Here is a 22,679-nt window from a genome sequence, read left to right as displayed (position 1 = left end):
CAGCCGCTTGGTGCGGACTCGTCCGGAGCCGAAGCTGTGAAGGCCAAATTTCTGCTCGACACCGACTGGACTATCAATTACCTGCAGGGCGAACGCGAGACCGTCGCGCGGGTCCAGGCGTTGCTTCGGCACAAGGCGTTGGCGCTTTCCATCGTTTCGCTTGCGGAACTGTATGAAGGGGTCATCTATTCCGACGAGCCAGCGCTCAGAGAACGGGTGCTGCGCCAGTTCCTACGCAACGTCCGGCTCCTTCCCCTGGACCGGGCAATTACTCGAATGTTCGGCCGTCAAGGTGCGGCGGCCGGTGCCGTCGTAAACAGATGCACGTAGCCGTCGGTCGCCACCGCGATCTCCCCCGATGCGAGCGGAACGGCATTCGAGCGAATCGGCTTCTCGCACGCGAACAAGGTCTCCACCTTGTGGTCCCGCTGCACGACCTCGACCCTCGTTCCCGCAACGATCAGCAAGGCGTCCCCTCCGGCGGCCAGTCCGTGACGGATTCCCTCGTGCGGCATTTCCCAGGCAATCCCGCCGCCGCAATCGACCGCCACCACCATCCGTTCGGCGATCGCGTACAGACGTGCGTCGGATACCACCACCGGCGCCTGGAGCAGGCGCAGACCTTTGAGATTGCACAGCCGGCGCACGTTTCCCGTCAGGTCCACACTCCAGACCTCCGCCGTCTCTCCGGGCAACTCGACGCTCATCAGCAGGTGCCGATCGTCGGGCAGGCATACCGTGTCGGGCGTGAACTCGCCGGCAAACGACGCCGTCAGCGTCAACTCTCCGTCGAACCAGTCGATCGCGCCGGGGCGCACGCACACCACCCGCTCCGCCGATCCTGCCAGCAGCGGCGGCGGCAACATCTCGAAGAGCGCCGTGCGTCGCGCCTTGACGATCCCCTGCGCACCGAGGGCTGGCGGTTCGCCGATCTCGAGCCGCTCCAGTACGGCATCCAGGTCCGCCGGCGCCGCCCCGTGCGGACTGGGCAGGCGGACACTACCGATCACCACGCCCGACCCGCGTGCGTCGACGTACTCCCTGCGATAGGCGTCGCCGAAGCGCGGCTTCAGGACGTACCTGACCGCACCCGTCGCCAGGTCGACGGCCTCGACCGTTCCGGCTTCCGCCGGCGCGTAAAGCGTCCGCCCGGCCGCGTCCAGAGCGAGCGCTCCGTCGCGGCGCAGCCCGCTGCCGATGACCCGCCCGGCTCCGACGTCGACGAGGCTCCAGCGCGAGCCGGTGTCCGCCACGAGCCGATCGCCGCTCGCGAGCAGCAGCCCGACAAACGGGTCGGGCCCGATCTCGACGGCCACCCGCTGCCGCCACCTGCGGCCCAGATCGATCGCGGCGACTCGTCCGTCCGCTCGCGTCGATCCCCAGCGATGGGTCATCCGCGCCGCGGGCACCGGCGGCAACGCGGCGACGTGCAACTCTGGCGCCCCGGGCTGCACCCGCAACGGTTGCCGCTGCGACCTGTCGGGCAGCTTGCTGTCCATGGGTCCGACCTCCATCTACCGATCCCCGGGCCACCGAAACCCGCACCCTCACATCGCCGCCACTTGCGGCGGCAGAATGTTCGGAATGATCAACTTGATCAACGGCACGAGCGAGTCCGGCCTCGGCCAGTTGCCCGTCGTCGGGATACCGAGCACTTGCGCCAGAAACTTCGGCACCTCGTCGGCATCGCCGTTATCGAGCCGTATGTCGATGCCGTTGCGAGACGAACTGCCGCTGGTGTGTACCTCGATGTTGAGCTGCGGCGGAAACCGAGCGCGCAACCCGGTGACGGTGGTGTTGTACTCGGCCGCCGTGGTCACGGCACCGCTGGCGCGAGCGCCGGTGGCGGTACGCTTGTCGAGTCCGGCGAGATACCGCTTGCGCCGATCGTCGCTGGTCGCGGACAGCGTTTCACAGAGGTACCGGAACGAGAACCGCACCCCGACTCTGGAGAGCGTCTGCCCGTCCACCGTCACGTTGTTCACGCGGAACTTGCCGTTGAACCGGCTGCGCAGCTCCGCGTCGATCTCGGAAATCATGTCTTCCATGTCCCCGGTGTCGAAATCGTTCGCCGTGACGAAGCGGACCCCAATACGAATGACGACGGCGAGAATGCCGTCGAACGAGCTGCCGGTGCGGATCTTGTCGCGGATCGGATCGCCGGGACCGAACATGAAAAGGAATTGCTCGGAGCGATTGAGCTGGCCCGGCAGTCCTGACGTGGCCACGGCGGCGCGCAGGGGCCAGTACACCGCGGTATCGCGCAGCGACTCGAATCCGACATTCCGTTTGCCCTTCGTGTGCGGCAGCGAATACGCGGTCGTTCCATGCCGGAGCCGGAACGGCCGATCGTACAGGGCGTTCAGCCACTCGGCGACGTGCCAGTAGTGCCGGGGGCGCACCTGCCGATTCGCGACCATCATCGAGAGTTCGTCGATGGCGTAGATGTCGGCGGGTACCTCGTTGTATTCGAAGCTCGCGGCGCCCAACGAGCAGTTGGACCAAACCTCCCCATAACAGTCGGGCAGGCTCAAGCCGTGGCCCATTTCGTGGCCCGCCGTGTAACGGCCGTTCTCCTTGGGTTCGAGGATGCTGCCGTTCTTGAGAAACCACGTCCCGGTGCCGTTGCTCCGCATGAACGACCGGTCGCTTTCCTTGCCTTCCTGGATGTCGATGGTGAAGTGCGGGTTGACGGACTGCGGCTGCGGTTCGACCAGTTGGAACAGGGCGAACAGCGGCCCGGCGAACGGTGCGCCCGACGCGGTCTCGATCCGTGGCGGACCCGGATTGAGTTGCGCATCCTCGGCCGCGCCGGTGCCCGGGTGGCGCGCGTTCCAGCGTTTCATAACGTTCGAGAGGATCTTCCGGGCCACCTTGCGCTGCTCGGCGGCGCTGTTCTTCATCGCATCCGGCGCATTGGCGAAGTCGAACAGCATACGGACGAATTGAATCTGGGTGACGCGTTCGACGTTACCGTCGGCGTCGCAGCAGCGTAAGTGGATCAGATCTAACCTGCCGATGTCGTCCCGATCGACCGTCGGCGCCACCGTGATTCCATTGTCGCCCTTGTGGAAGTCGAAGCTCCCGGTGGGGAACCGTCTATTGTCGCAATAGATCTGCCGAAACGGCGCCTCGACCGCATAAAACGGTTTGCGCGTCACTACGCTCGGGACGTTGACGAGGGCCGGCTGATTAACCCAAGCGACGGCGGCCCGCGCCCCCATCGGACCCGACGGGACGCCGGCGGTACGCTGGTCGAACACGTCGAACCCGCGGCCGCGCGCGATGACCAGGCGCACCCAGTCGGGATAGTCCGCAATGTAGTTCCGCTGCGGTCCGATTTGCAGCTCGGCGAGGCTCCACCACGGCGCGCTTGAATCGGCCTTGTAGATGCCCAGTGGAGAGACGCTGCGGCCCTGGTCCTCTTCGAAGCGGTGCCAGAACACGGTGACCCGCCGGCTGGCCGACAGCTCGCCTCCGCTGGACATCGACAGATCGACCGGGGCCGGCTGATCGTCCAGGAGCACCAGATCGTCCAGGCTGAATATCAACGGTGCATCCTCGGTCGTCGTCTCCCTCGCCACCCGTTCGTAGAAATCGGCCCGCCGCGGCGGCGCCGATGCGCTGCCCCCCACCTTGCAGAAGTACTCCTTCGACCGCCATTCACCGGGTAGATCGTAGAACGCCAGCCGCGCCACCGAGGGCACGTCGAAATCGCGGCTGACCGGATCGCCCTCGCTGACCAGCGGGTCGTGCGTGCTGTTGAGGAAATCCACCTCCTTCGTCACCAGCTTGCGGCCACCGACGGTGTTCGCGGAGGAATCGATGAACGTACCGGGGGTGCTGCGAAACCGCAGGACGACGTTCTCGTCGGGCTTGCCGAGGGCCTGTCCGGCGACGTCGCGGCACAGAATCCACGGCAACGCCTGGCACCCGCTGGGGTCCGTCAGCCAGTCGCTCTGTGACAGCGCCGGGGTGGTCACGTCCCTCTCGAACGCCTCCATCATCACCGGCGGGATGCTCAACTTCCGTTTCAACTTGCGGTCGAAGTACAGCAGTTTCAGGTACTGCCAGTGCGGATCGAGGACGAGCGTCACCGGAGCGGCCGTCGTGCCGATCGACGTGGAGCCGAGGAGAATGCCGCCGGTTGACGAGTCGGTCGGCGGCAGGCCCTGCCAATCCGCGTTCTTCAGGTCCAGGTCGGGCGGCAACAGGAACGTACGGAACCCGGGTACGATCAACGTACCGAGATCGTCCCGCGGCGCGAACTTATCGCGCGGTTCCGCGGCCGGCGTCGTCGGGCCCGCCGAGCCGACGTAATGCGGTTGATCGTAGTGGAAGACGAGCATCAGGCTGCGCTTGCCGCGGCGCACCGCAAGATCGAGGTTTCCGTCCGGCCCCAGCGTGACATCCTGCGTCGACCCATCACCGAAGCGCACCGTGACGGGAAGGTCTTTGGGGAAGGGGTGATCGGGCTTGCCGGCCTGCGGATCCTTGTAGCGCAGCCGCAGATGGACTTCGATTCTTCTCAACCTCTCCGGCTCGACCGGGATGATGGTCGGGACGAAGATGTCCGGATCGTTCAGTTCGCACAGCGCGGGGTTGCAGCGTCCCGGTCCCGGGTGGTCACCGGTAAGGTCGGGATCGTTACCCGGGGGTAGGAAGCACAGCTCGGAGCGGCGATTCTCCGCGGAGCGGAATCCGTCGAGGCCGCGGTTTTCGATCGGGAAGTGCTCGCCGCAGCCGACCCCGCGCCTGTCCGCATCGAAGAACGTCAAATGGGACCGCAGTTCGTCCAGCGCCGCGGGGTCGTTCGGATCCTCGCCGAGGGCGCGCCTGATGTCGCGCTGGTACATCTCGAAGAACGCGCCCCAGGTCTCGTCCGTGAGCCTGCCGTTGACGGCAATGTGGGGGCCGATCTCGGCGTCGTTGAACGCTTGTTGGAAGTTCCTGATTGCCGTCGTGGTATCCGAGCCATGGTCCCCGTCGACGCCATGTGGGTCACAGTCGAAGCCCTCGGTGACGGCAATGAACTCCAGGATGCGCTGGTAATCCTCGACCTTGTGCCTGGCCTTGGCGATGCGCACGAAGTTCCGCTTGCCCTCGTCGCCGCCGACGAGCAACGCGACAATGCACTGCGAACGTTGCTCGCTGAGGGTGACGTTGTAGGCCTGCCGCCCGCTGGTATCCGCGTGCCCGGTGACAACCAATCGCTCGTCGCGGAACTCCTCCGCATGCGCGAGGCAGGCGGCAAGCACTTGCGACGGGGTCACCTCGGCCCGGTCTGCCGCGGTCCCTTCCGGCTGGACCGGCAGCAGGACGGCACTGTTGTGGTGGAAGTGTAACCCCTCGAGTTCGATCACCTTGACCACGAAGCGGCGCAGCACGAACGTGTGCCGTGCCGTCGTGGGTCGCCGGAACGGCGTGTTCCGGTCGCGGTGGATGATCTTCGTATTCGACATGGAACCTCGGTGACGCCGCGGCTCAGCGCCGGTGCGGGTTTCTGCCCTTGAGTCCCGGGAAGGTTATGGTGCATTCGCCCGGATCGATGCCATCGATCCGCACGCTACCGTCCCCACCCAGCTGCCCCCGGCGTGTCGACCCGTCCGGAAGTTCGACGCGGTATTCTTCCCCTGCCACGGGCTGACCCGCCTCGTCCACCAGCTCGATTTCCACCCATGTCTTGTCTTCCTGCTCGGCCGCGGCGCCTGCCGCCTGCGCCGCCTCTTCCGCCTCGGCCGCAGTCGCGCCCCGGGCCAGCGCCGCCTGGCGCGCCGCCTCGGCGCACTTTTCGCAGAACGGCCGCCCCTCGCGCGCCGCCTGACGCAGCGCGATCGCCTGCGGCGAGGCCGTCCTGGCGGCCGGCCGTTTCACCTTTTCTCCGGGCTTGTCCTTATCGGCCTCCTTCGGCGCCTTCGGCGGATCCGGCGACGCCCCCGAGCCGGAGCCCGCCGCGCCGCCGCTGTTGATCATGATCGGCGTGCCGGAGATGGCCACACCGGCCGGACCGACCGTGACGAAGCCGGCGCCCGCCTTGAGCGTCACCGTCATCCCCGCTTCGATCACGACGTTCATGCCGCCCTTGAGATGGATCTCCATGCCGGCATCTTCGGCGAACTTCATGCCGACCTTGCGATCGTGATCCATCCCGACCTTGAGCGACACGCTGCCGTCGACCTGTTCGTTCCGATCGCCGCTCACCTTCAGGTGCTTGTCGCCCTTCACCTCCTCGAGCTGGTTGCCGACGACGATCAGGTGCCGGTTCCGGCCCACCCATTCGCGCGTATCCTGTTTGACCCGCACGTCCTGCTGCCGCTCGGCGTGGAAGAACACCTGCTCCTTGCCCTTCTTGTCCTCGAAGCGGAGCTCGTTGAACCCGCCGCCGCCCTTCGAGCTCGAGGACTTGATGGTGCTCCTGGTTTGCTCGCCGGGCAGCGCATAGGGTGGCATTTGCTCGGCGTTGTAGACGCGCCCGACGACGAGCGGGCGATCCGGGTCGCCTTCGACGAAGGCGACGATCACTTCCTGACCGATGCGGGGTAAGAACACGGTACCCCATCGTTTGCCGGCCCAGTGCTGGCCGACTCTCACCCAGCAGGAGCTCTTCTCGTCGTACTTACCCTCGCGATCCCAGTGGAACTGCAGCCGCACACGCCCCAGGCGGTCGGTATGCAGTTCCTCGCCCTTCGGCCCGACGACGATCGCCGTCTGCACCCCTTGAACGGTCGGTTTCGGGGTCAAGCGCGGCGGCCGGAAAGGAACGCTGTGCGGCAGGCAGACGAACTCGTTCGCGTAGCGCTCGCCTTCTCCCTCGCCGGTGCCGTAGGCGCTGCCGGCGGTTGCGTCATGTCTGACCTCGGTCAGAACGTAGGCGACGTTGCGGCCGGCCCGGAAGTGTCCTTGCAACTCGAAGCGATACCCCGGGCTGAAGGCGCGACATCTGCCGGCCCCGCTAACGGTCTGGCGGGTCGCTTCCTCAGCCTCCATGCGGATGCGGGCCAGGGTCTCGGCTTCGTTCTTCCTCGCGTACGCTCCGGGGAAGTCGTAAAGCTCCAGCGCGGCGTTGTCGCCGACGGTCGCCCGGGCCGCCGAAGTCGCCAGCAGGTTCGTGCTCGGTGTCTCGAACGAAAAATCGCCGACCGTGTACTTCCCGGAAATCAGCGCATGGTCGGTGTGCCACACCGTAATACAGTCGTCGTCGTCGCCGCCGCCCGCTTCGATCCGTGCCCGCGGCAGGCCCGGGCAGGGCTCGTGCGCCGTCGGGCTGTCGGCAAGGACGAGCACGTGCTTGTCCACGGTGTGCTCGAAGAAATAGAAGATGCCCGCCTCTTCCATGAGCCGGGAGACGAAGTCGAAGTCGGTCTCCCGGTACTGGACGCAATACTCGCGCGGCGCGTAGTTGCCCCGCAGGTTCAGGCGATAGTCGGCGAAGTTCAGGTCCTTGAAGATCCGTTCGACGATCTGCGGGATCGTCTGGTTCTGAAAGATGCGGCAGTCGGCGGTGCGCGTGAGGAACCAGAGCCAGGGCACCATCTCGAGGCGGTAGTGCGTCAGTCGCGGCGTCGTCTCCGCCTGCACGAAACGGCTCACGTGACCGTTGAAGTAGCGGGCCGAGCCGTCGCCGAGGGTCAGGGTGATGGCTGCGCCCTTGCCGAGAATCTCTTGCGCCTCGATCGCAGGCTGCTCGGACAGTAATGCGAGCTGGAAGGAGAAGAGCTTCGACACACCCTCGACGCCGGTGAAGCTCTGGAGCAGGAGGACGTCCTTGCCAAGGGGGGTGTCCAGCGCGATCAGCCGGTCGTCCTGGGTGTACGCCATGTCTCGGGTCCCGCGCTCCGCACCTTCGAGAGCGGTAAGCGACTCGCATACTGCGTGCCGCCCGTGGAGGTCAACAAGAAGCTGTCAGCTCGCAGCCGTGAGCATCCCTCTCGCTCGCCATCCGATTGAGAGGGCTGGCTTCGCCGTGGTATCGTTCACCGTCGGTCGTGGAAGTGCGAACTACCGCAGCCAGTGAGGAGTCCGGCGTGATCGAACCCACAGCGGCGGAACATCAACCATGGGTGGTGCAACTGCCTCGCAGTCTCAGGATGAGCGCGGAGCAGTTCTGGGAGGCGTGCCAGCTCAACCGTGACGTGCAACTCGAGCTGACCGCCGAGGGGGAACTGATCATCATGCCACCGACCGGTGCGAGAACGGGGACGAGAAACGCGCGGCTCATCCAGCAGTTGACACAATGGGCGGACGAGGATGGATCGGGAGTGGCCTTCGATTCGTCGACCGGCTTCGAGCTGCCGAATGGCGCGATTCGTTCACCCGACGTGGCGTGGGTGCGGCGCAACCGTCTCACGGGGTTGCCGCCGGAGCGTCTGGAACGCTTCCTGCCCCTGTGCCCCGACTTCGTCATCGAGTTGAGGTCCCCCACGGACCCGTTGGTCGCAGTGCAGGACAAGTTGCGCGAGTACATTACGAATGGCGCGCAGCTCGGGTGGCTGGTCGAACCGGCGCTGCGGCGGGTCCACGTGTACCGTCCCGGCGCCGTTGTCGAGTCCCTGGACAATCCCGCCACCCTCTCCGGCGACCCGGTTCTTCCCCGCTTCGTTCTCGATCTCACCCGGATCTGGGACCCGGGTCTGTAGCAGCCCGAAGGAGTGAAGGCCGTGCGGTAGAGGAGTATGGGGGCGGTTTCAGGAGCGCCGGTGCCAGTGCTACGTAACGAGGTGTTCTGCAAATGATCGCGACCGGCGATCGGTACGAGACCGGTCGGTCCGAGCCGGGCCTCACCGACGCGCGAGCGCGTGACATCACTTGGCACCCGCCCGCTTGGAGATCTCCTCCCGGGCGTTCTCCGCAGCTTCCCGAATGAACTCGTCCTCGTGGTGGCTGGCGAGGTCGCTGAGCATCGGCAAGCTGGACTGGTCGCCGAGCCGCGCCGCCGTTTCGATCACCACTTGGAGCAACACGAGATCGTGCGACGTCGTCAACGCTTGGCTCAACGCACCAGCGACACTGGAGTCACCCAGCTTGCCGATCGCGCGCGCCGCCCCAATTCGCACCTCGGGGTTCTGCGCGCCATCCACAAGCACGCCTTGAAGCATCTTCAACGACCCTAAGTCTCTCAGCTCCCCAAGGCTGAGCGCCGCCGTGGCGCGCAGACCGGGGGAAAGCGACGTATTCGCGAGAAGGGTCCGCAACGGTGCGGCCGCGCGGGGGTCATGAAGCTGCCCGAGGGCGCCGGCTGCCATGACTCTGGTGTTTTCCTCGTTCGGCGGTGCCAGAAGGTCGATCAACGGCGGAACCGCCCGCGTGTCTCCAATCCGCACCAAGGATCCGAATATTGCTGCCGCTCTCTCCGCGTCGTTTCCCTCCCCGGTTTTGATGAGCATTTCCAGCAGCCGTGGGACGACGTCGGGACCCAGACGCGCAACAGTGGTGGCTCTCTGGATGGCCGAGAACTTTCCGGTTATCGGTGGCCGCCCGGGCAGATCACCCTCGACGTATCGGGTGCATTGGTCGAAGAGATCCTTGCGGGTCAACCAGCCGGCCAGCACGGCGACCACCAGAGCGGTCTTCCAATCGGTCGCCGGCACCTGGGTGCTGCCGAGGAAGGTGAGGACGGCCGGGCCCGCGTCGAGTATGGCCCGCCGTGTGTCGAGATACTCTGCCCCCGTCTGCCTTGTGGCATCGCGAAGCCCAGTTTCGAACTGCGGTCTATCCATCGCTGCGACTCCAACGTTTGAGAGACCAAGAAGCAAGAAGGCAACGACTACCACCTCACCCCCCAGCCGCGTTGGCCGGAGGCCGCGATCAGCGTCACGCCGCCGGGTCATAATTGGTATTGACGTCCGGGTCGTAGGAATCCCACCAGCGCGCTGCACCGTTGAGCTCGGGAGGTTCCCGTCGGGCGTTTGATCCGCAGTGCACCTCGCCCATGCCCGCGTGGTAATACCAGTCATCGACGAAATGCACGGTCAACCCCAGGGGCTCCAGCACCGAGAGCATGTATGCCTCGAGGAGATCGACGGTGTCTTCGGGGATCCACATCTTGCGCCACGTCGGAAACGTACCTGCCGCCGGTGCGCCGGCGTTCCTGGGGTCGGCGAGGATGGCCGCCCGGGTTGCTGCGACCAGCGTTGCGTTGGCGGGAGTCAGCACGGCACCCGTCTTGATGTGGTTGATAATGTTCTGGCGCGCCGCTGCAGTCGATGGCTGCGCAAAGTAGCAGGCAAAGCGCCCCACATCTTCGCCGGGATACGCCCAGTGAAAGAACCCTGCTCCGGGGGTGAGGCGTACGGCAACGCCGCTCAACCCCAACCGATCGAGCACCTTCCTCAGGACCGTCGTGGCATCTGCCGGGCGGACGCGTGGGCCGAAGGGCTTGGGGACTAGAAGGTGGGTGTTGACCACCTGGAGGTTCACCATGCCGACCGTCTTCGCGACGGTCGTGGTTCCCGGTAGGCCGAACACCGCGGTCATCACGGCCGGCTCTGCGAAGTAGGTCGGAACACGCACGATATCTGCGGCATCGAGATTTAACCCGCGCTTCAGGCGGCGCTCGATCGCCACGAGCTTGCTGGTCCGCAGCGTCTGGTTGAATGTGCGCGACGCGGCGATCAAGTCCTCCACCGAGACCTCGTCATACTCCGCCCAGGCCGCGGGAGTAGTGCCGCGGCTGTCGATCCACTGTCCTCTTTGCAGGTTGGTGCGCCCTCGTAACACCGGCACCGACTTGGTGGCCTCGAGCAACTCGTCCATTGCCCACACCGAGGCGATGAGGAGCCGAAATGGCTTGCCGGAGCTGGCCGGAACGAAGGACAGGAACTCGTCGACGTGTCCCACGCTGAGCCAAGAGGTATCGAGCGCCAGCACGGGTTGGACCTTCTGAGCAAGCAGGAACTTGCGGAAGTCGTCGTGAGCCGGCCGCGGCGTACAATCGCCAAGTATGATCTTGCCGAACGGGGCCCGCGGATGCGACGGAAGGCTGGGACCGGCGGCATCTCGCCCGATTGCTGGCGTTGGCACCACTACTGGAGGCGACACCTCAAGGTTCCCGCCGTAGTCCTGCCCGTCCAGAGGCGCACCGTCGATGCCGTCGAAGAGCCCCAGCCCCGGGTCGAGCATGTCGCCATGGACGAAATCCTTTAGTGGACGACCACGCTTGCAGTGCAGCACGACGTGCATCCAGGCATGGGGCGCCCAACAGTAGCCGATCTCCAACTCGTCCTGCATCCATTCGTCAGGGAATCGGGCCCCATCGACGAGATACAGGGGACCCGTGTGCGCCGGCGTATGCGGCGTGAACGGCGTGGAGGAATCGGCGGGCACCGACACCGTGGCACCCAGTGCAGCCCGGCAAGCGGCGGCGAAGTCGAACACGAAGTTGTGGTTATCGTCGCGGAAGTACACCGTGTATACGCGTCGCACGGGCTGCAAATTGGACAGCAGCATGAAGGGAGCCACGGTGAATAGGGCCACGTCGTAGGGCGCAGCCAGGGTCGCGGCGACCGAGCCGTGGATAAGCTCGACCCAGATTTCGCCTGGAGCCCGGGCACTGACAATCGGGGTTCCCGAGGATCCGGACGGCAGGTTAACGGCGTACGGATCCGGCTTGTTTGGCGAGCTTCCACCAGGGGCTCCTCTGACCGGATCGCCCGCTAGCGTCACGGCTTCCACGAGGAAGTCGAAGGCCCACGGGATAGCGGCAACGCCGGGCAGATCGAACTCCTCGGGGGCTCCCATCGGCTTGCCCACGCCGAGCACTGGCGCGGCACCGGCGCCGACCTGAAAGACCCGAATGCGCCGGGCATCGTCGGCGTGAACCTTCATGGTTACGGTGGTCCCCGACAGGTGGCACGGATTCGGCTTTCGCACCTTGGCCAGGGTGAGCTGTCCCTGATCTGCGGCACCATTGACGGCCGCGTCGGTGGCGTCCAGGTGAGGTCGCAGATCAGCCGGCCGGGGCACCGGCAGACGTCCGAAGTCGCTGATGTCGAGGTTGGGCAGCAAGATGGCACCTGGACGTTTCACGCGCTCGAGATATTCCGGATCGGTCTGATCGACGCTCCCGCTGCGGTCGAAATCTGCGTGCAAGCTTCCGGCAACGCCAGGGGCGCACAACGCGTTGTACAGCGCGCTGCCCAGCGCCACCAACGCAGGCGGCACCAGGATGGGCGGGGGCAGAGGTGGGACGGCCATGATGATCCCTCGTCGCTAGTCAGCAACCATGCTCTTCAATCAACTTCGTCAGGGTCTTCGGACCGCAAATTCCGTCGACGGCGAGCGGGGGATGTTTCCTTTGGAAGGCGGAAATGGCGGCGCGGGTCCTCGGCCCGATGATCCCATCGATCTCGCCTGGGTCGCAGCCAAGGTTGCGCAGGCGGGCCTGGATCCCGGTGGCCCCGTCATCGGGCGCGTTGGTGACAGGGTTCAGGTGACTCAGCAAGAGCGGCCACTCAAAATTGGCGACTCGCAAGGTGCCGTCGTCGGCATCGCTAGGAACGGTCTCTTCGATGAGTCCGTCGCCCCTGGTTGTACCGGTGCGCCGCACCCCGGCTATGGTCATCTCGTACGGCACACTGGTCATCGAACGTCCGTCGGCGTCGCGAACGACGATGCGCAGCACCTGAGTGCCTCGTCTGAGCCGGAAGCGATGCGTTTGCGCTGTCGCCAGCTCCGCTCTTCCTGCCCCTTTGTCCGGGATGACGATCTGGTCGCCCGGATAGATGAGGTTGGGGTTGGAACGTTTAGTCCTGAAATCGGCGTTGAGTGGATGCTCGTAGATCGTTCGCCAGTTGGCGAACCCGTGCTGCTGCGCAATCCTCGACAAGCATTCGCCTTGCGACACGGTATGAACCTTTGCCATGCTGCCCTTTACGCGGATTTCATATCCTGGCCCAGTCGTTGGCGTCCAGATTGGGAAACGTCAGCTCACAGGTTCCCGGATCAATGTTCTCTACGCGCGCCTTGCCGTTTGCATCCAGCCGTCCGCGTCTGACCGAGCCGTCGGCGAGATCGAGGCGATACTCCTCACCGGCGACCGGACGCTCGTCTTCGTCGAGCAGCTCGATCTCGACCCAGGTCTTCTCCGCCTGCTCCCCGGCCGCCTGCGCCGCATCCTCGGCTTCCGCCGGCGTGGCTCCACGGGCCAGGGCCGCCTGCCGTGCGGCCTCGGCGCACTTCTCGCAAAACGGCCGGCCCTCGCGGGCCGCCTGCCGCAAAGCCAGGGCCTGCGGCGACACCGTCTTTGGCGGCGGGACCTTGGCCTTCGCACCGGGTTCGGCGCGATCCGCCTCCAGAGGCGCTTTCGGCGGATCGGGCGACGCCCCCGACCCGGTACCCGCGGCGCCGCCGGCGTTGATCAGGATCGGCGTGCCGGACATCGTCACCCCGGCCGGGCCGACGACGAGAAAGCCCGCGCCGGCTTTCAGAGTGACGGTCATGCCGCCCTCGATCACGGCGTTCATGCCCGCCTTGAGATGGATCTCCATGCCGGCATCGAGCGCTCGCTTCATGCCGATCTTCCGGTCGAAGTCCATGCCGACCTTCGACGACGCCGACCCGTCGATCTGCTCGTTGCGGTCGCCGCCGACCTTGAGGTGCTTGTCCGCCTTGACCGCTTCGCGCTGTTGGCGCCCCACGATCAGATGCCGGTGCCGGCCCACCCATTCCAGCGAGTCCTTCTTCACGCGGTTGTCGTAGCGCCGCTCCGCGTGCACGAAGAGCTGCTCCTTGCCCTTCTTGTCTTCGAAGCGGATCTCGTTGAACCCGCCGCCCCCCTTCGAGCTGCTGGTCTTGATCGTGCTCTTCGTCTGCTCCGCCGGCAGGTCGTAGGGCGGCATCTGCTCCGCGTTGTAAACCCGTCCCGTAATCAGGGGCCGGTCCGGATCGCCCTCCTCGAAGTCGACAATGACCTCCTGGCCGATGCGCGGGGTGAAGATCGCGCCCCAGCGCTTGCCGGCCCACGCTTGCGCCACGCGGACCCAGCAAGAACTCTTCTCGTTGTACTTGCCCTCGCGGTCCCAGTGGAACTGCACCCTGACGCGCCCGTACTTGTCGGTATGGATCTCCTCGCCCGACGGCCCGACGACAAATGCGGTCTGCACTCCCTCGACGAACGGCTTCGGCGTTAGCCGCGCGGGGCGGAACGGAACTCGATGCGGAAGGCACAGGAAGCCGTTCCGGTACGTTTCTTCCGCGCCTTGCACCCCGTCACCGGTGCGGTACGCACTGCCGGCGGTCGCGTCGTGGACGACTGCGGTCAACAGGTATTCCGTGTCGAGCTCGCGACGGAAGTGCCCCTGCAGCGCGAAGCGATAGCCCGCGGCAAACCCGCGGCAGCGGCCGCTGCCGGCAATCGTGCAGTGGGTCGCCTCTTCTTCCTGCATGCGGATGCGAGCAACGCGCTCGCCCTCTCCCCGGGTCAAATACCCGCCAGGATAGTCGTACAGGGCCAGTGCCGCACTGCGGCGCTTCACGACCCCGGGCGTGTCGACGAGCAGGTTGGTGTTAGGTGTCTCGAAGTTGAAATCGGCGAGCGCATACGCCCCCGCGCGCACAAAGTCGTCGACGTCCCAGGCCGTTATCGCGTCCTCTCTCTCCATACGGCCGGTCGCCTCGATCCGGGCCTCCGCCTGGTGGGGGCATGGATCGTGGGCGTCGGGAGCGTCGGTCATAACCAGGATGTGCCGGTCGGCCCGGTGCTCGAAGAAGTAGGCGATGCCGCACTCCTCCATCAGCCGCGACACGAAGTTCAGGTCCGTCTCCCGGTACTGCACGCAGTAGTCGCGGGGCTCGTAGGTCCCCCGCAGCACGAGCCGATAGTCGTTCAGCCCGAGGTCCTTGAACACCTGCTCGATAATCTGCGGCACGGCCTGGTTCTGAAAGATGCGCGAATCGCTGGTCCGCCCGAGCAACCACAGCCACGGCACGACCTCGGCGCGGTAATGCGCGAGGCGCCCGTCCCATATGCCCTCGCCGAAGCGGCTGACGACTCCGTGGAAGTAGCGCGAGCCCCCGTCGGGCAGCGCGAGCGCGATCGATATCGCATGGCCGAGCAGGGCGCCCGGTTCGACCTCCGCACCGTCAGACAGCAGATCGAGCTCGAAGCGGAAGAGCTCGGAGACGGCCTCGCGGCCGCTGAACCGTTGCAGCAAGAGGGCATCGGGTCCCAGCGGCGTGTGGACCGCAATCAGGCGTCCGTCCTGCGTGTACGCCACGGCTCACCCTGCCTCGCGGGCACTGTTGTGCCCGCACCGCTCAGCCGAGGTCGTACCGGAACGCACCGGTGCCGTCGACGGTGACATGAACCCGCGAAATCGTTTCCCCGGCCGCCATCCGCCCGAGGAACTCCCGGGAGAGCTCGGGCAGCAGCGATCGGGTGAGAATGTGGTCGACGTTGCGCGCGCCGCTGTCGACCTCGGTGCAACGGCTCGCAATCGCGTCGACCAGAGCGCCGTCGTACGTGAACTGCGCGCGGTGATTCTCCTGCACACGGGCGCGGATGCGGCCGAGCTGCAAGTCGATGATCCGCTTCATGATGTCATCGAAGATCGGATAGTACGGTACGACGATGGTGCGTCCGAGGAACGCCGGCTTGAAGTACTTCAACAGGTCAGTGCGCAACGCCTCCGCGAGAGCTTCGGGTTCCGGCCGCGTTTCCGGATCGGCGCACAGTTTCATGATGGTGTCGGTACCGGCGTTCGAGGTCATGAGGACCACGGTGTTCTTGAAGTCGATGTCGCGGCCTTCGCCATCGCGCAAGCTGCCCTTGTCGAACACCTGATAGAAGATGTCCTGCACACCGGGGTGCGCCTTCTCCATCTCGTCGAGTAGCACGACGCTGTACGGCCGGCGCCGCACCGCTTCGGTAAGCACACCGCCCTCGCCGTAGCCGACGTAGCCCGGCGGCGAACCCATGAGCAGCGAGACCTTATGCTCCTCCTTGAATTCGGACATGTTGATAACGGTCATGTTCTGATCGCCGCCGTACAGCAGGTCGGCCAGACTCATCGCGGTTTCGGTCTTGCCCACGCCGCTGGGCCCGACGAGGAGGAACACCCCGATCGGCCGGCGCGGGTCTTCGAGCTTGGCGCGCGCCGTGCGCAGGCGCTGGCCAATCGCATCGAGCGCGTGGGCCTGCCCGATGACGCGCCGCTGCAGCAGGTCGCTCAGCGTAAGCACCGTGTTGATCTCGTCACGGACGACCTTACCGACCGGAATACCGGTCCAGCCGGACACGACCTCGGCGACGCTTTGCGCGTCGACGCACACCTGCATCAGCGGCGATTCGCCCTGCAACTGCCGCAGCTCGGCGGTAAAGCGATCGAGGTCCGCCTGCAGACGCGCGACCTCGGTCTCCGGCAGTCGGCCGCCGGTGTCCTGCGCGCCGGTGCGACTCGCGGCCCCGTGAGCTTCGAGGCGACCCCGGATGTCGCGCAATTCGCCGATGATGCGGGCTTCTTCCTTCCAGCGCGCCTCGAGTTCCTGGAGCCGTTTCTCGGCCGCCGCCTTCTCGGCGGCAACCTCGGCGAGGCGTTCGTGGTGCTTTGCGCCGGTGAGCGCCTCGCGTTCGAGGATGCCGATCTCGGTTTCGGCGCGGGCGATCTGGCGCCGGCAATCCTCGACCTCGGGAGGGGTCGCGACCTGTCCGAGCGCCACGCGGGCACAGGCGGTATCGAGAACGCTCACCGCCTTGTCGGGCAGTTGCCGCCCGGAGATGTAGCGATGCGACAGGCGCACGCCGGCCTCGACGGCCTCGTCGAGAATGCGGACCTTGTGATGCTGTTCCAGGGTTCCGACGAGCCCGCGCATCATGCCGATGGCCTGCGGCTCGGTAGGCTCCTCGACCTTGACGACCTGGAACCGGCGCGCCAGAGCGGCGTCGCGTTCGAAGTACTTCTTGTACTCGGCCCAGGTGGTGGCGGCGATCGTGCGCAGCTCGCCACGCGCCAGCGCCGGCTTCAGTAGATTGGCGGCGTCGCCCTGTCCGGCCTGCCCGCCGGCCCCGATCATCGTGTGTGCTTCGTCGATGAACAGGATGATCGGTTGCGCCGACGCCTTGACTTCGTTGATGACACCGTTAAGCCGGTTTTCGAACTCGCCCTTGACGCTGGCTCCCGCCTGCAGCAGGCCGAGATCGAGCACCCGCAGGGCCACGGGCCGCAGCGGCGGCGGCACATCGCCCTCGGCAATGCGCAGGGCCAGTCCCTCGACCACGGCGGTCTTGCCGACCCCCGCCTCTCCGGTCAGGATCGGATTGTTCTGCCGTCGCCGCGTGAGGATGTCGACGATCTGGCGCACCTCGGCGTCGCGGCCGAGCACCGGGTCTATCTTGCCGGCGCGGGCGCGCGCGGTCAGATCGATGGTGTACTGATCGAGGGCCGGGGTCTTGCCACCGGCGACGGCGCCGGGCGTCCCCGGCTCAGGAGCGGCCATGCCGAGCGCCGCCTCCCCGCGGTCCTCGATCGATCCGCCGACGATATCGGCAAAGCGCTTGCGCAGATCTTCGAGGACGACGCGCCCGAGGTCCGCCGCGCTCTCGCGGGCGAGACGGCCGAGATCGTCGTTGCCCAGCAGGGCGATGGCGAGGTGACCGGAACGCACCCGGGCAACGCCGAAATCGACCGACGCGACGGTCCACGCCTCGCTAATAAGCTGCGGGATACGCGGGGACAGTGCGGGTGTACGCGCGTTGCCGGTCTTCAGTCGATCGAGGGCGCGGGTCAGGTCGCGGGACAGCCGTGAGGCATCGATCTCGTACTGGCGCAGAATGCGGGCGAAGTCGCTTTCCGGCATCTCGGTGAGCTTGAGGAAGAGGTGCTCGATATCGACATCGTAATGCGTGCGGGTCAGACACAGGCCCGCCGCCCCTTCGAGCGCGCCGCGGCAGGTATCGTTGAGCTTTCCAATCAGGGCCTTGAGACTCACGTTCATCGCTTACTCCCTTTTCGCACGCGTCCAGCACGTCGACTTCGATGCGTCAGCGCCTATCCCCGCAGCGCACCCACCCGCGTCAGTTCGCCGGCAAACGTCGCATCGTCGGCGTCGCGGACGAACGGCACCTGCTTCAACCACGCCGACCAACCCAGGCGGGGTCCGGCGTCGCCCTTCGCTCCCAGCGCGCACCGCGGCACCTCGGCGGCGCGCAGCACCAGGCGCACGTCGAAGTCGTGCTCCTGGCCGGCAAAGTAGCGGGTCATCTGCACCAGCGGGCGAAAGGCTTCGCCGGTAGGCAGGAACCGGTTGTAGTCCCGCAGGTCGAACGGACCGAGCCGGACCCGAAACGCCGCCTGCTGGTCCCAGGTCCGGTGTCCGAGCACGGCACTCGCACCGAGCTGATGGTTGGCGCCGCGGCGCCCGAGCCGGGTGCGGCTGCGTGGCGGGATCGGCAACCACTGCCCGATGCACTGCTCGACCCCCGCCGGCACCGCGAAGTGGTCTTGCAGGATACCGGCCAGCGCACTCGCCGTGCGCCGCCGCTGTGCCAGCAGACCGCTGTAGTAAAGCAGCACCCGATCGTCGACCAGCAACCGGCCCAGCAGGCCGTCGGTGCCCATGCCGAACAGATCGAAGAGCAGCCACGCGAAGCGATCCGAGGTCTTTCCCTCGACGACCCCGCGCTCGTAGCGGATGGCGAAGCGGTACTTCTCCCACGCACGATAGAAGAGGGAGACGAACCGATGCGTCCAGATGTCGAGGAACTCGTGGAGCACGGGGTCCCGGGCGCGGCGCCGGCGCATGACGGTTTCCGTGTAGTGCCGGGGCAACACGCCCACCGGGCCGGTGAGCCCCATGAAGTTCACCGTCATTTCCGCGCGCCCGTGCGCGGCGTCGTCCCGGCTCAATTCCTGGATTGCCGCCCCCGCGAAGCCGAGAGCGGGACGGGAACGGAAGCGCACCGTCTCCCGACGCGGCGGCCCGTCGTGCCCGACGGCCGCCCGCTCCGGATACAGGCGGCGCAGCAGACGCACGGCCTCGAAGAACTCGAAACGGAAGCCTTCGTCGAAGAGCAGTCGATCTAGAGGAGAATCTGGTGTCCCGCCCGCGGCGGCCATCGGTGCAGTGCCTCCTCCCTTTGGCGCGTGAACGCCACCAACTGCACGAAAGAATTCAGCGAGGCATACAGGCCCAGAAAGCGCTCCAGTACGGCGGCGAACAGGAACACGCCGCTGCCCACGTACCGGTCTTCGTCGAACTCGAGCGTCACCTCGATGCCGCGGCAGAATCCGTTCCACGGCATCGAACCCGGCCGCGCCACGACGCGCCGGCTACTGAGGCCGACCAGGCCGGCGATCTGCTGCTGGATGACTGCCGATCCCGAGAAGTCGTAGAGCTTCAGAATCTCCTGCAACGCCTGTGGTCCGTCGGCAATCGAGAGGTAGTTGAGCGCGAGGTGCGAGATCAGGCGCCACTGCGCGGCGCTGCGCAACGGCGGACGCTGCGTCTCTCGCGGCTTCAGCAGGCAATGGATACGGGACAACGGGGCGGCCGCTTCCATCTCGAGGTCGCTGCGGCCGCCGCCGAACGGCAGGCGCCCGGGGAGGTCCCGATTCGTGCAGGTCGTGGCCACCGCCAACGTCTCGGCCGCCGGCAAGGTCGGCCTGAACCCCGTATCGACCAGCGACAGGTACACCTCGGTGCCGGTGTCGCCGCGACGCTCGGATGCACGCCGCGTCGCGTACCAGTAAGCGCCCTCGCGTTCCGCCGTCCCGGCGTGCCGCAGCGAGTAGAAAGGGTAAATCTCGACGACCTCCTGACCGTCCGGCCGGCTGCTGCCGACGCGGTCGACCGAGTACACCTCGGTGCTCTGCTGCCGGTGCACGTCGGCAATGACGCGGTACTCGGTCCGGGTGTGACTCAAGCGGATCGGCTCCGCCAACTGCTCGAAGAGATTGACCACCGGCGTACACCCCAGGCGAAACGTGTCGGCGGTCACCGGCTGCTCGAAGCGCGGCAACTTATCCAGCAGAACGAGCACCTCGAAGCGCTGCGCGAACCCCGCCGTCACAGCCCGGTCGAGGTGCAGCAGGTCGGCGAACAGGAATTTCTCCGGCAGCGCGAAGTACTCCTGCAACAGGCGATAGCCGGCGAAGGAGCGATGGGTGACCGGCAGCACGTTCTCGTCGTCGTCCAGTCCGGCCGGGCGCAGGACGTCGGGTGGGAGCCGGACGATGGTCGGCGTCCGCGCCCCGCCCCGCAGGCCGCGCAGTATGACTTCCTGGGCGTGGTTGAACAGCAGCTCGTAGAGCCCGTAAGCCAACCGGCTCTCGCCGTGCAGAAAGAGGCGCAACCGGTCGATCTGCAAGTCGGCAATCGACCCTTCTCCGAGGCAGGCGAACTCGAGGCGTATGGCGCCGGCGGCGCGGGCCGTCAGGCCGAAACGCGCCGTGGTATCGAGTTGCGCGGCAGCGATTTCCAGGGGCCAGAGGGTAACCGGGTAGGCGGTGCGGAAACGGCAGGTCTGACCGTCGACTGCCGGCGATAACAGCGTCGTCCCCCGCTCGATCCGATGACCGGCGGTGAGCTTGCCCTGCTCCGGGTCGAGCACGAACTGGGCGATCGCCATCGAGGGTACGGGGGCGAGGTACTGCGGGTAGACGACGTTGAGGAGCGACTCGGTGATCTCGGGAAACTCGTCGTCGAGCTTGTGGTGCACACGGGCGGCCAGAAGAGCGGCGGCCTGGATCATGCGCTCGACGTGCGGGTCCTCGGCGCGGTCGCTTTCGAGCTGCAGTCGCGCGGCGATTTTCGGGTACTTGGCGGCGAACTCGGCCCCCATCTGCCGCAGAAACGCCAGTTCCCGCTCGTAATAGGGGAGCAATTCGTCGGCCACCTACGTCTGCCCTTCCACCCGGCATTCCTGGGTCGCCATCTGCAGCACCGCATCGAAGGTGACCGGTTCGGGTACCGGCGGGACTCGCAACACCGCCTCGATCCGAAAGCGCAGCCCGCGATCGAAGGGCCGCGGATCCTCGACCGCCACCCTGACGCGGTCGAGCCGCGGCTCGAAACCGTCGATGGCCTCCTCGATCGTCCGCCGCACGCGCGTCCGGTCACCCTGGTTGCCGAGGTTCATGGACGAGAAATCCGGCAGCCCGTACGCTACCGGCGATCGCCCTACGTATTCAAAGTCGGCAGGCAGGTCGGAGAGCAGTTCACGCCGCGTGTTGAGCAGCGCTTCGAGATCGCGTGCGACCGCACGTTTCAAGTCGCGCACCCCGTAGTCCCCGTCGGGAACGGAATCGTCGGGATCGTCCACGAGCCGATCGAGCAACGCCGGCACGGCGCGAATTTCGTCGTCAGCTCCGGGCATACGCTTTACCCTCTACCGGTCGGGCCGGTCGATAGGAGCGGTCGCGGCGTCCCGCGTCCGGCGCCGCGCCACCCATCGCACTCTCGCGAACGGCTCCGTCTTGGCTGTTTGTGCCGCCGTTGTCAACGCGCGCCAGCCCCGCAGCTTGACATGCCTTCCGGGCCTATGGTTAACGAGGAATCGATCGTAACGACAACTCCGCCGGAGCTGGCGGCGAAGGGGACCCGCTCGGGAGAGGTAACCGTGAGTTCTCCAGGAGTACTCGACCTCGATCGGCTGCTCGCGCCCGTCGAGGGGGCCAGTCCGTGCGGTGAGAACCTGCGGTGGGACCCCCTTTACGACGAAATCCGCAAGGCCCGGCGCGAGGACGACCGCGACGCCCTGGGGAGCGATTCGCCGGTGCAAGCCGACTGGGCGGCGGTGCTCGACAAGGCCACCGGCGCCCTCGCCGCCCGCAGCAAGGATCTCATGCTCGCCGGCTTCGTTGTCGAAGCTCTGGTGCAGCTTTACGGATACCGCGGGCTACGCGACGGCTTGCGGGTCGTCAACGGGCTGCTGGAGGCGTACTGGGACGAGCTTCACCCCCTGCCGGACGAAGACGATTTGGAGCCTCGCGCGGCGCCCCTGGTGTGGCTGACCGAAGCGGATCGGGGTGCGCGCCTCCCCAACCGCCTGCGCGAAGTCGCCATGGCCGTGGGCAACGTCAACGGCGCCGTACCGTCGTGGGCGTACTGGAAGTCGCGCTACATCACGCCCCGCAACGAAACCGAAGACGACACCGCCTACGAACAGCGCCGCGCCGAAGCCGAGGGACGCGCGAAGGCGTTCGAACAGGCGGTAGCCGCCACGCCGCTGGCGTACTATGCGGCGCTCAAGGACGACCTGACCGACTGTCTCGCCGAGCTGCGCCGCCTCGACAACCTGCTCGACCGGCGCATGGGCCGCAATGCCCCGGGGACGGCGGCGATTCGCCAGTCTCTCGACGAATGCACCGCACTCGTCAACCGGATCCTCAAGGACAAGGGCGGCGTGCCCGAAACGACCGCCGACAGCGGCCCGGCGGCAACCGACACGACGACGGCCGCGGGCGGCATGGCGGCCGGCACCGGCCCCATCAATTCGCGCGACGAGGCCCTGCGGCGCCTCGCCGAGGTCGCGGCGTTCTTCCGTAAGACGGAGCCCCACAGCCCCATCTCGTACCTGGTCCAGCGCGCCACCGCGTGGGGCCGCATGTCCCTGGAGGAACTCGTCACCGAGATCGTCAAAGACCAGACCACCCGCGAACAGATCGGCGAACTCCTCGGCTTCGTCAGACGCGAGTGAGAATGCGAAAGAGGCAGACGTGAAACCGCCGAGCGCTAACGACACGTAC

14 protein-coding genes are annotated in these 22,679 nt (G+C 66.5%); 3 read left to right on the top strand and 11 right to left on the bottom strand.

Features of this window, described 5'->3' with window-relative positions:
- Positions 1 to 36 precede the first annotated feature (36 nt).
- Positions 37 to 330 carry a type II toxin-antitoxin system VapC family toxin gene (locus tag L6Q96_17285; protein MCK6556311.1) on the top strand — a complete coding sequence of 98 codons (294 nt, stop codon included), beginning with the start codon at positions 37 to 39 and terminating at the stop codon, positions 328 to 330.
- Here L6Q96_17285 and L6Q96_17280 read toward each other — a convergent pair.
- Genes L6Q96_17280 through vgrG form a run of 3 tightly spaced genes read right to left on the bottom strand, consistent with a single transcriptional unit; the run spans position 288 to position 7,818 of the window.
- On the bottom strand, positions 288 to 1,499 hold the full coding sequence (locus L6Q96_17280; GenBank protein ID MCK6556310.1) for a PQQ-like beta-propeller repeat protein: 1,212 nt from the start codon (positions 1,497 to 1,499) through the stop codon (positions 288 to 290). The genes L6Q96_17285 and L6Q96_17280 overlap by 43 nt on opposite strands.
- 48 nt (positions 1,500 to 1,547) lie before the next feature.
- The gene (locus L6Q96_17275) at positions 1,548 to 5,462 is read right to left on the bottom strand and encodes a hypothetical protein (GenBank protein ID MCK6556309.1); all 3,915 of its coding nucleotides are present in this window, start codon (positions 5,460 to 5,462) and stop codon (positions 1,548 to 1,550) included.
- A 22-nt stretch (positions 5,463 to 5,484) separates the two neighbouring features.
- Entirely contained in the window at positions 5,485 to 7,818 is a 2,334-nt protein-coding gene (gene vgrG / locus L6Q96_17270; protein MCK6556308.1) for a type VI secretion system tip protein VgrG, read from the bottom strand.
- A 269-nt stretch (positions 7,819 to 8,087) separates the two neighbouring features.
- Here vgrG and L6Q96_17265 point away from each other — a divergent pair, with 269 nt between their 5' ends.
- Positions 8,088 to 8,636 carry a Uma2 family endonuclease gene (locus L6Q96_17265; GenBank protein MCK6556307.1) on the top strand — a complete coding sequence of 183 codons (549 nt, stop codon included), beginning with the start codon at positions 8,088 to 8,090 and terminating at the stop codon, positions 8,634 to 8,636.
- Between the two features lie 165 nt (positions 8,637 to 8,801).
- Here L6Q96_17265 and L6Q96_17260 read toward each other — a convergent pair whose 3' ends face one another.
- From L6Q96_17260 to tssE, 8 genes are all read right to left on the bottom strand, one after another.
- Positions 8,802 to 9,557 carry a HEAT repeat domain-containing protein gene (locus L6Q96_17260; protein ID MCK6556306.1) on the bottom strand — a complete coding sequence of 252 codons (756 nt, stop codon included), beginning with the start codon at positions 9,555 to 9,557 and terminating at the stop codon, positions 8,802 to 8,804.
- A gap of 253 nt (positions 9,558 to 9,810) precedes the next feature.
- Positions 9,811 to 12,192 carry a protein-arginine deiminase domain-containing protein gene (locus L6Q96_17255; protein ID MCK6556305.1) on the bottom strand — a complete coding sequence of 794 codons (2,382 nt, stop codon included), beginning with the start codon at positions 12,190 to 12,192 and terminating at the stop codon, positions 9,811 to 9,813.
- Between the two features lie 19 nt (positions 12,193 to 12,211).
- A complete protein-coding gene (locus tag L6Q96_17250) occupies positions 12,212 to 12,823 on the bottom strand; it encodes a peptidoglycan-binding protein (protein MCK6556304.1) in 612 nt (203 codons plus the stop codon).
- 55 nt (positions 12,824 to 12,878) lie between these two features.
- Positions 12,879 to 15,212, bottom strand: coding sequence for a type VI secretion system tip protein VgrG (locus tag L6Q96_17245; protein MCK6556303.1), 2,334 nt, complete (start codon positions 15,210 to 15,212; stop codon positions 12,879 to 12,881).
- 40 nt (positions 15,213 to 15,252) lie between these two features.
- A complete protein-coding gene (tssH, locus tag L6Q96_17240; protein ID MCK6556302.1) occupies positions 15,253 to 17,928 on the bottom strand; it encodes a type VI secretion system ATPase TssH in 2,676 nt (891 codons plus the stop codon).
- A 53-nt stretch (positions 17,929 to 17,981) separates the two neighbouring features.
- A complete protein-coding gene (gene tssG / locus L6Q96_17235) occupies positions 17,982 to 19,049 on the bottom strand; it encodes a type VI secretion system baseplate subunit TssG (GenBank protein MCK6556301.1) in 1,068 nt (355 codons plus the stop codon).
- The gene (tssF, locus tag L6Q96_17230) at positions 19,013 to 20,827 is read right to left on the bottom strand and encodes a type VI secretion system baseplate subunit TssF (protein ID MCK6556300.1); all 1,815 of its coding nucleotides are present in this window, start codon (positions 20,825 to 20,827) and stop codon (positions 19,013 to 19,015) included. Before tssF ends, tssG begins: the two co-directional genes overlap by 37 nt.
- A complete protein-coding gene (tssE, locus tag L6Q96_17225; protein ID MCK6556299.1) occupies positions 20,828 to 21,307 on the bottom strand; it encodes a type VI secretion system baseplate subunit TssE in 480 nt (159 codons plus the stop codon).
- A gap of 243 nt (positions 21,308 to 21,550) precedes the next feature.
- Between tssE and tssA the strand changes: the two genes are divergently transcribed.
- Positions 21,551 to 22,630: a type VI secretion system protein TssA gene (gene tssA / locus L6Q96_17220; GenBank protein MCK6556298.1), complete on the top strand. Its 1,080-nt coding sequence runs from the start codon at positions 21,551 to 21,553 to the stop codon at positions 22,628 to 22,630.
- Positions 22,631 to 22,679: the final 49 nt, after the last annotated feature.

This window comes from Candidatus Binatia bacterium (assembly GCA_023150935.1).
Classification (GTDB): Bacteria; Desulfobacterota; Binatia; order HRBIN30; family HRBIN30; genus JAKLJW01.
Note: the sequence above shows the minus strand (reverse complement) of the source record. Positions and strands in the feature narration are given on the sequence as shown.

What these genes read in the sequence shown, in the direction of transcription:
- L6Q96_17265 (MCK6556307.1), top strand. Translation starts at nt 8,088, where the DNA reads ATGAGCGCGGAGCAGTTCTGGGAGGCGTGCCAGCTCAACCGTGACGTG.
- L6Q96_17255 (MCK6556305.1), bottom strand. Translation starts at nt 12,192, where the DNA reads ATGGCCGTCCCACCTCTGCCCCCGCCCATCCTGGTGCCGCCTGCGTTG.
- tssG (MCK6556301.1), bottom strand. Translation starts at nt 19,049, where the DNA reads ATGGCCGCCGCGGGCGGGACACCAGATTCTCCTCTAGATCGACTGCTC.
- tssH (MCK6556302.1), bottom strand. Translation starts at nt 17,928, where the DNA reads ATGAACGTGAGTCTCAAGGCCCTGATTGGAAAGCTCAACGATACCTGC.
- L6Q96_17275 (MCK6556309.1), bottom strand. Translation starts at nt 5,462, where the DNA reads ATGTCGAATACGAAGATCATCCACCGCGACCGGAACACGCCGTTCCGG.
- tssE (MCK6556299.1), bottom strand. Translation starts at nt 21,307, where the DNA reads ATGCCCGGAGCTGACGACGAAATTCGCGCCGTGCCGGCGTTGCTCGAT.
- L6Q96_17280 (MCK6556310.1), bottom strand. Translation starts at nt 1,499, where the DNA reads ATGGACAGCAAGCTGCCCGACAGGTCGCAGCGGCAACCGTTGCGGGTG.
- vgrG (MCK6556308.1), bottom strand. Translation starts at nt 7,818, where the DNA reads ATGGCGTACACCCAGGACGACCGGCTGATCGCGCTGGACACCCCCCTT.